The organism is Vibrio syngnathi (assembly GCF_002119525.1).
Classification (GTDB): domain Bacteria; phylum Pseudomonadota; class Gammaproteobacteria; order Enterobacterales; family Vibrionaceae; genus Vibrio; species Vibrio syngnathi.
Map to the genome: position 1 here is coordinate 743,192 of NZ_CP017916.1, position 12,509 is coordinate 755,700.

Below are 12,509 nucleotides of genomic sequence, written 5' to 3' on the forward strand. Positions count from 1 at the left end.
CGTAAGCTATCGATACTTACGGCTACCTAGTTCAGCGATGAAACGAAGAAGGGTTTATTTAAAATTCAGCAGTAAATTACAGCAAGAACATCCTAATCAAATTGTATTTTATTATAAGTAAGTAAAGAATGTAAATGATAACCATTTCTATTAACATAGTTATTAGTGTCGTGTACCATTCGTGCACTTTTACTTAAATCTATAAAATATAAGTCGCATTATGAAACTTAAAGCATTATCAGTAGCCGTTACGGTTGCCTTAACCTCATTTACAGCATTTGCTGCCGACGAACCAGAAACTGTAGTCGTTATCGGTTCTGCCCTTGACCAATTGATTCAGACTGAAATCAACTCTGATACACTGGAAAAGAAGCAAGCATCAGACATCAAAGATGTTTTGAATACTATGCCTAGCGTTACGGTTGACGGGAACGCACGTTACTCTCGCAAAGTATTTGTACGTGGTATGGAAGACAAATTTGCCGTAGTGACTATTGATGGTGCGCGACAAGAAGGTCAGCTTTTCCACCACTCTGGTGACCAAGCGATTGATCCTGCAATGCTAAAAAGAGCTGAAATTGAATTAGGTGGTAACTCTGCACTGTCAGGTTCTGGTGCTATCAATGGTTCATTTAGCTACGAAACAAAAGACCCAAGCGATCTTCTTAAGCCGGGTGAAAGCGTTGGTGCTCGAGTAAAAACAAGCTATCAAACAGCTTATGAGCGTTTTGCAACCAACGTTGCTGTGTATGCAAAGGTGAACGACAAGCTACAGTTCATGGGTATTGCGAACTATTCAGAAGATGGCGATCTGCACATTCCTGATCAAGAAGCGGTAACCTCTAAGCAGGGTGAGCTTAAGTCAGGTTTGGCTAAAGTTGTTTTCATTCCTAATGATGCCAATGAATTTAAACTGACTTTCAACCGATACAGTGATGGTGGTACGCGTCAGCTTTCTGGTGAAAAGGCGGGTGCTCTGTATGCTGACGATAAACACGACTATCATTCGCTTAATCGCGATACAGTGACGCTACAGCACGAATACGATGCGGGTAGTGATCTAGTTCATCTGAAAAGTAATGTTTACTACAACCGTCAGTACATGGATCGTGATGCTCTTGAAGGTACCGCTTGGGGCAAAACACCAGCAGGTGATTGGTTCAAAGATGGGAAAATGTCTTACCCTAAGCGTGAATACAATGTAACAACCATTGGTGGCGACATTCGTAACGTTTCTTGGGTTGGTGAGCATGAGCTTACTTATGGTCTTGAGGGCTACAAGGCAAAGCAATGGATTGATGCTGGTGAAGGCGTATATCTAAGCGGTACTAAGCAAGGTCAAACTGAGAAGTACGGCATGGATGGTGGTACGGTGACGGCTTATGGTCTGTATCTGCAAGATATGTACGAGTTCAGCGACTTCCGTTTAACAACAGGTCTTCGTTACGACGTTCACAAACTGGGTGGTGTGTACAAAGGTAAATTTGATCAACTATCTCCAAAGTTCAAAGGTGAATACCAAACAACGGAAAATCTAAAACTTCGTGTGGGTTACGGTCGTCTGTTTAAAGGCGCGTCACTGCCAGAAACGCTAACGATGAAAGCACCAAGCAAAGTTAAGCAGTCTGATACTAAGGCGATGACGGGTAATAACTACGAAGCTGGCTTTGATTACGAACTAACACGTTTGCTTGCGGCTGATTACGCGATTCTAGGTTTCACGGCTTATACCTATGACCTTGATAACCAAATGCACCCAACTAAGAACAACGCAACATTATCGAATAAGTATGATGTTGAAGTTTGGGGTGTAGAGACTGTATTGAGCTATCAGTTAGATGCATTAAGTGTTTACGCTAACCACTCTTACTCAGATGGTGAGCAAACAAGCCTGAAAACCGGCAAAACAAGCCACATGAATAAAACCGGTATTCATAACTTTAAGGCCGGTTTTAACTACAGCCTAAACAATGAATTTGTGTTTGGTTGGGATTCACGCTTTGTTCCGGGGAACGATTACGAGAACGAAAAAGGCAAAGAGATCAAACGCTCTGGTTTCGCAACGCACAACATTTGGGCGGCTTACACACCTACGTTTGCTAAAGACCTAGAGATGAACCTGGGTATCGATAACCTGCTTGATAAGAAGTATGCAGAGCATACTGGTTTTGGTATCTCTTGGGGTTCAGAAAAGTACACCAGCTATGAAGCGGGTCGTAACTTTAAAGCTTCTATCGCTTATAGCTTCTAATCTTCTCTTAGCTGAAAGTTATTCTAGAAATAGAGACTTATTAGTATTGAGTTAGAAAAAAGGCGCTGAACATACAGTTCAGCGCCTTTTTTAAGTTTGGTATAAGCAACGTGATTACTTAATTTCCATACCTTGAGCTTGTAGGTCTGCATGGTAAGAAGAACGTACAAATGGACCACAAGCTGCGTGAGTGAAACCTAGCTCTAGAGCAATCTCTTTCAGCTCATCAAACTCAGAAGGTGGCACGTAGCGTTCTACTGGTAAGTGGTGACGGCTTGGTGCTAGGTATTGGCCTAGTGTCAGCATAGTTACGCCATGTTCGCGAAGATCTTTCAATACTTGAACGATCTCTTCTTTCGTCTCACCAAGGCCCATCATCACACCCGATTTGGTTGGGATGCTTGGATGCTGCTCTTTGAATTTTCTTAACAGATCAAGAGACCACTTGTAGTTCGCACCTGGACGCGCTTTACGGTATAGACGCGGCGCTGTCTCTAGGTTGTGGTTGAAAACATCTGGTGGGTTGTCTTTCATTAGTTCAAGCGCAACGTCCATACGACCACGGAAGTCCGGAACCAGTGTTTCGATACGAATGTTTGGGTTTTGCTCGCGAATTTCACGGTTACAATCAGCAAAGTGTTGAGCACCGCCATCACGTAAGTCGTCACGGTCTACTGAAGTGATTACAACGTACTTCAGTTTCATGTCTTTAATCGTCTTAGCCAGTTTCTTCGGCTCTTCGGCTTCTGGAGCATTCGGTCTACCATGGGCAACATCACAGAACGGGCAGCGACGAGTACAGATAGCGCCAAGAATCATAAACGTTGCCGTACCGTGGTTAAAACATTCGGCTAGGTTAGGGCAAGACGCTTCTTCACAAACTGAGTGCAGGTTGTTTTTGCGCATTGCAGATTTGATTTCTTGAATACGATGGCTGTCTGAAGGAAGTTTAATCTTCATCCATGCAGGCTTACGTAAAACTTCTTTCTGTTCAGCAGGCATATTCTTTACGGGAATTAATGCCATTTTGTCAGCGTCACGATATTTAACGCCTTTTTCCATTTGGATTGGTTTGCTCATGATTTTATGCTTCTGCTGTAATGTTACTGGTGGCTTGAATGTCTACTTGGTCATAGCCGAGTAGTTCTACGAGCTCTTGTATTAACTGTTGCTCAACGTTTACTAGTTCAGTTGGACCGCCGAGTTGGCTTACCTGCGCCATTTCCATCCCTTGATAACCGCATGGGTTAATACGTTGAAATGGAGACAAGTCCATATTGACGTTGAGTGCTAGCCCGTGGAACGAGCAACCGCGTCGAATTCGTAATCCGAGTGAACAGATTTTCTTGCCATCGACATAGACACCAGGAGCGTCTGGTCGGGCAGTTGAATCTATATTGTAAGCTTTCAGAGTATTGATTACGAGGTTCTCAATATGAGTAACCAAATCACGCACTCCGAATTTCTTGCGGCGGATGTTAATCAGGAAGTAAGCGACTAACTGACCGGGGCCGTGGTACGTCACTTGGCCGCCGCGATCGCTTTGTATCACAGGAATATCACCGGCATTTAATACATGCTCAGCTTTGCCAGCTTGTCCTTGAGTGAAGACAGGGTTGTGTTCAACCAACCAAACTTGGTCTACGTCTTCTTCTGTGCGTTCGTCTGTGAACTTATGCATGGCTTTCCATACAGGTTCGTAATCCTGACGGCCTAATTTTTTTACGATTAGCTTATTTTGCAAAGCTGCACTCCCTCAAGGATTAATAAAGTGAACGCATTATAAACGCGAAACATGATTCTAACTACAGACGGACTGCAAGGTTTTTCAACTTTCTTTGTATTTATTGAAAATTAAGTTGAATGAATTTGACCTCGTTAGGGTGCTTTAAACAAAAACAGCGGCAATAAGCCGCTGTTTTTCATGTGTAATCGGAGATTACAGAACCATACGAACGATTTCTATCTCGCCCAGTTCTTTATATAGCGTTTCTACTTGTTCAATTGAAGTCGCAGTAATATTGATCGAAACAGAGTGGTAGTTGCCTTTCGCACTCGGTTTTAGCGTTGGGCTGTAGTCACCAGGAGCGTGGCGCTGAATCACTTCTAGCACTAGCTCAGTCAGTTCTGGCTTAGCGTAGCCCATTACTTTGTAAGTGAATGAACAAGGGAACTCTAAGAGATCTTTTAGTTTTGCATCAGAATTGATGTTCATGATTAGCTCCAAAAGGCTAGACTCTCGCAAATTGGCGAAATGTCGATAAAAAGCGTGTTCGGTCAACAGACACGAGTAATAAGGCGGAATATTACGTGTAAATATCACCGAACTCAAGATCAACAAAAGCCGCACATGGCGGCTTTTGTTTCGTTAATGAGCAAATCATGAATCTACTCATTAGGTTAGCTATACAGCAAGCTTAGATTTTGCGTAGAACAAACCGTTGACTGGTTTAGAATAAACCTTTGAACAGCAGTACTAGGTAGTCCCATAGACGGCTAAATAGGCTGCCTTGGTCTACATCTTCAAGTGCAAGTAGTGGGTATTCAGCCACGTCTTCACCATCAACTTGGTAGAATAGTTTACCTACAACATCACCTTTGCTAATTGGTGCTTCTAGCTCTTTCTCAAGAACGAAGCTAGCTTTTAGGTTCTTCGCTTGGCCGCGAGGTAGAGTTACGAAAGTATCTTCGTCGACACCTAGAGCAACGGTGTCCTTGCTACCCATCCAGATTTTTTCTTCAACGAACGTCTCACCAGCGGTGTGTGGTGCCACTGTTTCAAAGAAGCGGAAACCGTAGCTCAGTAGTTTTTTGCTTTCTGTTTTACGAGCGTTCGCATTCTTGGTGCCCATAACAACCGCAACTAGACGCATTTTGCCTTCTGTTGCTGAGCTTACTAGGCTGTAACCTGCATTGCTTGTGTGGCCGGTTTTAATACCATCAACGTTCATGCTCTTATCCCATAACAGACCGTTGCGGTTGTACTGGGTGATGCCATTGTAGGTGAATTTCTTTTGTGAGTAGATACGGTACTCATCTGGTACGTCGCGAATCAGCGCCTGACCAAGTAGTGCCATATCGTAAGGCGTTGAGTATAGGTTAGGATTGTCTAGACCGTGCACGTTAGCAAAGTGCGTGTCTTTCATTCCGATAGAGCTTGCCCATGCGTTCATTAGGTCAACGAATGCATCTTCAGAGCCGGCAATATGTTCTGCCATAGCAACACAAGCATCGTTACCTGATTGAATAATGATACCGCGGTTCAGTTCTTCAACCTTAACGGTTGTGCCAACTTCAATGAACATCTTTGATGAATCAGGGAAGTTTTTAGCCCAAGCATTTTCACTGATAACAACATCGTCGTTTAGGTTTATGTTGCCACGATCTAGCTCTTGGCCGATCACGTAGCTTGTCATCATCTTAGTTAAACTTGCTGGAGAAAGTTGAGTGTTCATCTCTTTCTCTGCGAGTACTTTGCCTGAATGGTAATCCATCAGAACAAAACCCTTAGCGGCGATTTGAGGAGCATCAGGAACAATAATAGGAGCGGCGAATGACGATGTGGCTATCGTTGCAGAAAGTACAACTGAAGTAGCAAAAATCGATTTAACAAGTTTATTAGATTTAATCATTTTGAATGCAATTATTAGGTGAACTATTCATATATTAACAGAATCACTCTGTCACACCAGAGCGCTGATTACCAGAAGTAACTGTTAGATAAATTAGCGAGTTAGCGTGTGTTTTTTTATATAAGCTGACGGGTAGCCCATTAGCTTAACTTGTTCTAATTTTTCTTGAGTCAGAGCATAGTCATGAAATGGCCCAAGCATCAGGCGGTAGTTCTCATCATTTGGCTGCAAGAACGTTGCTACAGCTAACTTTTCGCCTAGATCTTTGGCTAACTTCTCGGTTCTATCTTCATGTGGAGAAGTGGCTACTTGAATAATAAATTGAGGTAAAGCCGCCTTTTTATTCGCGTCGGTTGGCATAGCCACAGTGATGACTTCTATCTCAACATTTGCTGTACCTGTTCTCAATACATCGAGTTTGTAAGCCGCCGCATAACTAAGGTCAATGATTCGCCCTTCATGAAATGGACCTCGGTCATTGATGCGCACAATCGTCGTTTTGTCATTATCGGTATTCGTCACTTTTACATAGCTCGGAATCGGCAATGTTTTGTGTGCCGCAGACATCGAATACATGTCGTAGATCTCGCCATTCGACGTTAAATGACCATGAAACTTTTTCCCGTACCAAGAGGCTTTGCCTTTCTCGGTAAATCCTTCTGTCTGTTTTACTATTTTATAGTCTTCACCACGTAGGGTGTAGTCAGTGTTACCGCCTAAGCTGTAAGGTTCATACTGAGGATGGGCATCCTCTAAATGTTCTACTGAGATCGGCGTGTCTGGCGCAATATCTGAATCTATATCGTAGCGGCCTGTTGGTTCGGTCGAAGAACAACCGTTAATAACTACGGCTAGGCTCACTATAGACAATAGTTTTTTTATTGGCAGCTCATTAACCAAAGATGTTTTTATAGGAATTACGTTAACAGACATCAATTAGGTCGCCTTTGAGAATGCTTTTCTGTGTGTATGGATTGACATTAAAATACCGAAACCGGCCATAAGGGTAACCATCGAGGTACCGCCATAACTGACTAGAGGTAGAGGGACACCAACCACAGGTAGAATGCCGCTAACCATACCTATGTTTACGAAAATATAGACGAAGAAACTCAGTACAATACTGCCGCCCATCATTCGACCAAATGCTGTTTGAGCTTGGCTTGCAAGCACTAAGCCTCGGCCAATAATGAACAGGTAGATAGCAAGCAAAAACAAAATCCCAATCATGCCCCACTCTTCGGCGATGACCGCAAAAATAAAGTCAGTATGGCGCTCTGGAATGAACTCTAGTTGAGATTGGGTACCTTGCAGCCAACCTTTTCCTGATATACCACCAGAGCCGATTGCAATCTTACTTTGGATGATGTGATAGCCTGCACCTAATGGATCTGACTCAGGATCAAAAAGGGTTCTTACTCGCACTTTTTGATATTCACGCATCAAGAAGAACCATAAGATTGGAATAAACCCACCCAGTGCAATCACGGCACTGGCAATGATCTTCCAACTTATACCTGCCAGAAATATCACGAAGATACCAGAGGCTGCAATCAGAATAGATGTTCCTAAATCTGGCTGTTTAGCGATAAGAATTGTAGGTACAAACACCATCACTAATGAAATAGCCAAGGTTTGGAACGTCGGTGGTAGTGAGCGTTTACCAATAAACCTTGCTAACATCAAAGGAACTGCAAGCTTCAATAGTTCAGAAGGTTGAAATCGAATAAAGCCGAAGTTTAACCAACGCTGTGCACCTTTAGATGCTTCACCAAAGAACAATACGCCTAACAGTAAGATAACACCGCCCGCAAACAGTAGCGGGGCTAATGTCTCGTAAGTTCGGGGTGAGATTTGCGCTAAGAAGATCATCACACCTAAAGACAACACCATACGCATTGCTTGGCGATCCATCATCGCAAGACTTTGTCCGCTGGCGCTGTACATGATCAATAGGGCAAAGCCCATTAAAACCAGAATGCCAAGCAATAGCGGTAGGTCGATATGCAGCCGTTCAAATAGGGCTCTATTTCGTCCAGTTGAAGGATCAAGTTTCATTATTTTATTGGCTCACTTTCATAATCTTCTGCAAGAATAATATGGTCTAAAATTCTTCTTACAACTGGGCCACCATTTGATGAACCACCGCCAGCATTCTCCAAAACGATAGTTACGACCGCTTCAGGATCTTCAAAAGGCGCATAACCGGTGAAGAGGGCGTGATCGCGTAAATGCTCTGCGATCTCATCTGCGTTGTACTCTTCATCTTCTTTTAGACCGAATACTTGTGCAGTACCTGATTTACCAGCCGTTTGATAAGACATTTTTTGGAATGAGCGTCTTGCTGTGCCTTTCTTTCCGTGGTTGACCCGTCTCATGCCTTCTTGTGCGATATCCCAGTATTTCTGCTTAACGCCAGTAACCGGAGGATACGTTTCGATTTCAGAGAGCGTTTGTGCGTCGAACGGTTGGCTATTCTCAATTGTAGCTCGAAGTAAATGGGGGGCTGTTACTTCCCCTTCATTGACCAATACAGAGGTCGCTTTTGCAATCTGCATTGGTGTTGCTGTCCAGTAGCCTTGCCCAATGCCGACAGGGATGGTGTCACCTTGATACCAAGGTACACGGTGTCTTGCCATTTTCCATTCACGCGTGGGCATATTTGCTTTGCTTTCTTCGTAAATATCGATACCAGTGTAATCACCGAAACCGAATAGCATCATCCATTGAGATAAGCGGTCGATGCCTAAATCAAATGAAATCTGGTAGAAGAAGGTATCAACCGATTCTTCAATGGCTTTCTCTATGTCAACGACGCCATGTCCCCAGCGTAACCAGTCACGAAACGGTTTTGTTTTCGAGTTGGGTATCTTCCAATAACCTGGGTCGTTACGCGTGGTGTTCGGTGTAATCACGCCTTCTTGCAGCGCTGCAACGGCAATAAATGGTTTGATCGTAGAAGCTGGTGGATAAATCCCAAGCGTTGCACGGTTAACCAAAGGTCGGTCTTTGTCTTGTAGCAGGGCATTATAACCTTTCGAGGAAATACCATGTACGAATGCATTCGGGTCGTAACTTGGGCTCGATACCATGGCTAACACGCCATTGTCTTTCGGATCCAGAACTACGGCTGAGCCTCGACGTCCATCAAGCAGTTTGTGAACGTATAGCTGAAGTTTGATATCTAGATTAAGCACGATATCTTTGCCTGGAGCCGAAGGCACAAATTTAAGAGTGCGGATCACTCGTCCACGGCTGTTAACTTCGACTTCTTGATAACCAGCGGTGCCGTGTAACATATCTTCGTAATAGCGCTCAATACCGAGTTTTCCGATATCGCGGGTGGCTTGGTAATTGGCGTCTTTCTCTTCGCGTACCAAGCGCTGCATATCGCGGTCGTTGATACGAGATACGTAGCCAATAACGTGAGTCAGCACATCACCATAAGGGTAAAATCGCTTTAGCGTCCCTGTCACTTCAACACCCGGAAATTTGTGCTGATTAACAGAAAAAACCGCAACTTGTTCTTCGGTGAGCTGATTCAGAATCGGCACTGATTTGAAGCGACGTGAATTCCGGCGATCATGATTAAAACGTTCTATACGTTCCGGTGGTATTTCAATTAACGCTTGCAAACGAACAAGCGTATCTTCCATATCGTTGACTTTTTCTGGGATGATCTCTAGGTTGAAAACGGGGCGGTTTTCAGCAAGAAGTACTCCGTTGCGGTCATAAATCAAACCACGGTTCGGTGCGATTGGAACGACCTTTATACGGTTGTCGTTGGAGCGGGTTTTATAGTCCTGATATTGATTTACCTGAATGTTGTAAAGGTTTACAACCAGTAACCCCATCATCACTATAATCCCTGCAAACGCAACAAAAGCACGACTAGTAAATAGTCGTGCTTCTGCTTTGTAATCACGAATTTGGCTACGTTTACGTAACATTAACGCTTATTCTCGATGATAAGGGTGGTTAGCAGTGACGCTCCAAGCTCGATACAAGCTTTCAGCCATGATAACGCGTACTAGTGGGTGAGGGAGAGTAAGTGCTGACAGAGACCAACTTTGGTCTGCTGCCGCTTTACATGCTGGTGCTAATCCTTCAGGCCCGCCAATAAGGATAGAAACGTCACGCCCATCCAGCTTCCAACTTTCCAATTGCTCTGCGAGTTGGGGCGTATCCCATTTTTTTCCCGGGATATCGAGCGTAACAATGCGATTACCTTTTGGAACTGCAGCTAACATTGCTTCGCCTTCTTTTTGGAGAATACGTGCAATATCGGCATTTTTACCGCGTTTTCCAGCAGTAATTTCAATGAGTTCCAATGGCATATCATGAGGGAAGCGGCGTTTATATTCTTTAAACCCTTCTTCAACCCACTTTGGCATTTTTGTACCAACTGCGATTAACTGGATCTTCAAAGCTTAGCCCCAAAGTTTTTCTAGTTGGTACAGTTCACGATGCTCTTCTTGCATAACGTGAAGCATGCTCGTGCCCATATCTAGAACAACCCATTCACCTTCTTGTTGGCCGTCCATGCCAAGGGGATTCATGCCTGCCTTGCGCACTTCATCAGCAACATGCTGTGCAATAGAGGCAACATGGCGCTTCGATGTACCAGTACAAACAATCATGTAGTCAGTAACACTTGATTTGCCTTCTACATCGATAGTCACAATCGATTCTGCTTTCATGTCGTCGGCTTTGTCTGCAAGAAAATCTTTTAGTTCTTCACGTAACACGGGGTGTTCCTTTAATCTGAGTTTAGCTTTTTAGGGTCTGTTGACCCTAGAATATACCACGCTTTTATGCGTGAAATGGGATTGAAGCTGACGGGATACAAAACTCTACGCTTAACTGATGAATTAGTGGCCAAGGCGACTGTTCATATTGCGTTTTTGTCATCAATTCTGCTTGAGTGAGCAGCGCAAACAGGGAGTGTAATTGAGATATCGAAACTCTTGTTAGCGCGGCGTTATAAAGAGGTTTTTTAGATTGCCAGATACGTTGCTTTTCAAATACCTGCGTGATTGGCATCCGTTTCATTTGTTGCTGCATTTGTAATAGCAGAGCAAGCTCACGTTGTATGCTGCGCAATAAGATAACGGGTTCGATACCTTCGGCTTCTAACTGACGCAGGATTCGTTGTGCGCGGTTGCCTTTGCCTGCTAATAACGCATCACTCCAATGGAAGGGAGTAAAATGGTTGTGCCGACTCAGCGATTCTTCTAAGCGTACTAATGTGAGCTTTCCATCTGGGTATTGGAGAGCCAGTTTTTCTAGGCTTTGGGTGAGTGCAAATAGATTACCCTCATGCCATTGTGCCAGCATTTGTATCGCTTCAGGATCCGGTGACAAGCCGATTTGACGACAGCGCGTTTGGACAAATTGAGGTAATCGGCTAACGTCTGGGGTTAGGCAGCTGATCCAGTGACCCTGATTAGACAGCGCTTTAAACCACTTCGCACTTTCTTGAGCCTTAGTGAGCTTAGTGCCAATCAAGATCAATAGAATATCGTTGTGTATATGCTCAGAGATTGCGAGTAGCTCTTTTGCAATCGCCGCATTGACCCCGGACTCTGGTAATTCAAGTTCGATGACCTGACGACTAGAGAATAGGCTCAATGCTTGAGTGCAGTCGTAGACTTGATTCCAGTCCAAACTGCTATCAATAGCAAAGCGGTGGCGTTCTTCGAAGCCTTGCTCTTTGGCTGTCTTTTGAATCGCTTCTCGGCTTTCCTGCTGCAGTAAAGGTTCGTTACCAAAAATTAGGTAAACGTTACTTAACTGCTTAGCAAGTTGCTCAGATAAACGATCAGCAAAAATACGCATTAAATAAACCTATTGCTCGACAGTTACGGCAGGCTCAGCATCAGGTGCTGCACTTGCGTCGAACTCAACGTCGTCAATTTCGATGTTCTTGATGTTGTATTGTTTCTCAAGCTCTTTCACTTGAACTTGTTCAAGTTCTTCTAGAGCCATGTTATCAGCGGCAATAGTCGCTTTCAGACGGGCCATCTGGCGAAGGATTTGGCTTGTTGCCAACTTGCGCATCTCATCTTCAATCATGTCACGTTCAACCGATTTCGCGAGCGCTGTTAGTGGGTTGTCCAAATAGCTTCGGGTTACGCTGGTTGAGAAGGTTTTGTCGCCTAGCTCTGGTATCGTCACACGATATGATGCATTGAGCGTCAGTTCTTTCTCAGCGGCACGAGTGTTTTGGTAAAGAGACAGGGTGCGCTCACCGACGCCTTCACTAATGATGTGCAGGTTAGGGATATTTTCAGCCGCTGGCACTATTTCTACATCATTCATACGCAGCTGGCTTTTCATCATACGTGTAAACGTACTGTATTGGTCGTAACTGGTCACAGAGATCTTGTTGAGTTCTTCTGGCACAGAGTAATCACCACGTAGGTGAAAACCACAGGCGCTCAGTAGGCTAACGGTTAGAACAACAATAGTAACTTTCAATGAATATAGTGAATTCAGGCGCATTATTTGATGGCTCTCATGAAGGTAGAATACTTATTTTAAAGCTTTAGTTAGTTAGAGTTGTTAGGCTCAAGTCTAAAGCGCTTAAATAAGTAGACAGGGTTATTAGCTACCCTGTCTACAGA

The 12,509-nt window shown here is 44.0% G+C and carries 12 protein-coding genes; 1 reads left to right on the forward strand and 11 read right to left on the reverse strand.

Annotated features, from left to right (window positions below):
- The first annotated feature begins 220 nt into the window (after positions 1-220).
- Positions 221-2,251, forward strand: coding sequence for a TonB-dependent receptor (locus tag K08M4_RS03580; protein WP_086048882.1), 2,031 nt, complete (start codon positions 221-223; stop codon positions 2,249-2,251).
- Positions 2,252-2,365: 114 nt separating this feature from the next.
- Here the strand turns inward: K08M4_RS03580 and lipA are convergent, their stop codons facing one another.
- The 11 genes from lipA to K08M4_RS03635 all read right to left on the reverse strand — a co-directional run bounded on the left by lipA (position 2,366) and on the right by K08M4_RS03635 (position 12,387).
- Positions 2,366-3,331: a lipoyl synthase gene (gene lipA / locus K08M4_RS03585; protein ID WP_017096213.1), complete on the reverse strand. Its 966-nt coding sequence runs from the start codon at positions 3,329-3,331 to the stop codon at positions 2,366-2,368.
- A 4-nt stretch (positions 3,332-3,335) separates the two neighbouring features.
- Positions 3,336-3,995: a lipoyl(octanoyl) transferase LipB gene (gene lipB / locus K08M4_RS03590; protein WP_086048883.1), complete on the reverse strand. Its 660-nt coding sequence runs from the start codon at positions 3,993-3,995 to the stop codon at positions 3,336-3,338.
- 195 nt (positions 3,996-4,190) lie between these two features.
- Complete coding sequence (gene ybeD, locus K08M4_RS03595) at positions 4,191-4,469, reverse strand: DUF493 family protein YbeD (protein WP_029223108.1); 279 nt, start codon at positions 4,467-4,469, stop codon at positions 4,191-4,193.
- Between the two features lie 232 nt (positions 4,470-4,701).
- Complete coding sequence (locus K08M4_RS03600) at positions 4,702-5,883, reverse strand: serine hydrolase (RefSeq protein WP_198299308.1); 1,182 nt, start codon at positions 5,881-5,883, stop codon at positions 4,702-4,704.
- 93 nt (positions 5,884-5,976) lie between these two features.
- Entirely contained in the window at positions 5,977-6,816 is an 840-nt protein-coding gene (locus K08M4_RS03605) for a septal ring lytic transglycosylase RlpA family protein (protein WP_086048884.1), read from the reverse strand.
- A 3-nt stretch (positions 6,817-6,819) separates the two neighbouring features.
- Positions 6,820-7,941, reverse strand: coding sequence for a rod shape-determining protein RodA (gene rodA / locus K08M4_RS03610; protein ID WP_086048885.1), 1,122 nt, complete (start codon positions 7,939-7,941; stop codon positions 6,820-6,822).
- Positions 7,941-9,833, reverse strand: coding sequence for a penicillin-binding protein 2 (gene mrdA / locus K08M4_RS03615; protein WP_086048886.1), 1,893 nt, complete (start codon positions 9,831-9,833; stop codon positions 7,941-7,943). The genes rodA and mrdA overlap by 1 nt, the downstream gene beginning before the upstream one ends.
- 6 nt (positions 9,834-9,839) lie before the next feature.
- Positions 9,840-10,310 carry a 23S rRNA (pseudouridine(1915)-N(3))-methyltransferase RlmH gene (rlmH, locus tag K08M4_RS03620; protein WP_009848474.1) on the reverse strand — a complete coding sequence of 157 codons (471 nt, stop codon included), beginning with the start codon at positions 10,308-10,310 and terminating at the stop codon, positions 9,840-9,842.
- Positions 10,311-10,313: 3 nt separating this feature from the next.
- Positions 10,314-10,631 (reverse strand): ribosome silencing factor, encoded by a 318-nt coding sequence (gene rsfS / locus K08M4_RS03625; protein ID WP_086048887.1) that lies wholly within the window; start codon positions 10,629-10,631, stop codon positions 10,314-10,316.
- 64 nt (positions 10,632-10,695) lie between these two features.
- Entirely contained in the window at positions 10,696-11,721 is a 1,026-nt protein-coding gene (gene holA, locus K08M4_RS03630) for a DNA polymerase III subunit delta (RefSeq protein ID WP_086048888.1), read from the reverse strand.
- A 9-nt stretch (positions 11,722-11,730) separates the two neighbouring features.
- Positions 11,731-12,387: an LPS-assembly lipoprotein LptE gene (locus K08M4_RS03635; RefSeq protein ID WP_086048889.1), complete on the reverse strand. Its 657-nt coding sequence runs from the start codon at positions 12,385-12,387 to the stop codon at positions 11,731-11,733.
- Between the last annotated feature and the right edge of the window lie 122 nt (positions 12,388-12,509).

Excerpts from the sequence above, each read along its gene's own strand:
- mrdA (WP_086048886.1), bottom strand. The coding sequence starts at position 9,833 with ATGTTACGTAAACGTAGCCAAATTCGTGATTACAAAGCAGAAGCACGA.
- lipA (WP_017096213.1), bottom strand. The coding sequence starts at position 3,331 with ATGAGCAAACCAATCCAAATGGAAAAAGGCGTTAAATATCGTGACGCT.
- rodA (WP_086048885.1), bottom strand. The coding sequence starts at position 7,941 with ATGAAACTTGATCCTTCAACTGGACGAAATAGAGCCCTATTTGAACGG.
- K08M4_RS03605 (WP_086048884.1), bottom strand. The coding sequence starts at position 6,816 with ATGTCTGTTAACGTAATTCCTATAAAAACATCTTTGGTTAATGAGCTG.
- K08M4_RS03600 (WP_198299308.1), bottom strand. The coding sequence starts at position 5,883 with ATGATTAAATCTAATAAACTTGTTAAATCGATTTTTGCTACTTCAGTT.
- holA (WP_086048888.1), bottom strand. The coding sequence starts at position 11,721 with ATGCGTATTTTTGCTGATCGTTTATCTGAGCAACTTGCTAAGCAGTTA.
- K08M4_RS03580 (WP_086048882.1), top strand. The coding sequence starts at position 221 with ATGAAACTTAAAGCATTATCAGTAGCCGTTACGGTTGCCTTAACCTCA.
- K08M4_RS03635 (WP_086048889.1), bottom strand. The coding sequence starts at position 12,387 with ATGCGCCTGAATTCACTATATTCATTGAAAGTTACTATTGTTGTTCTA.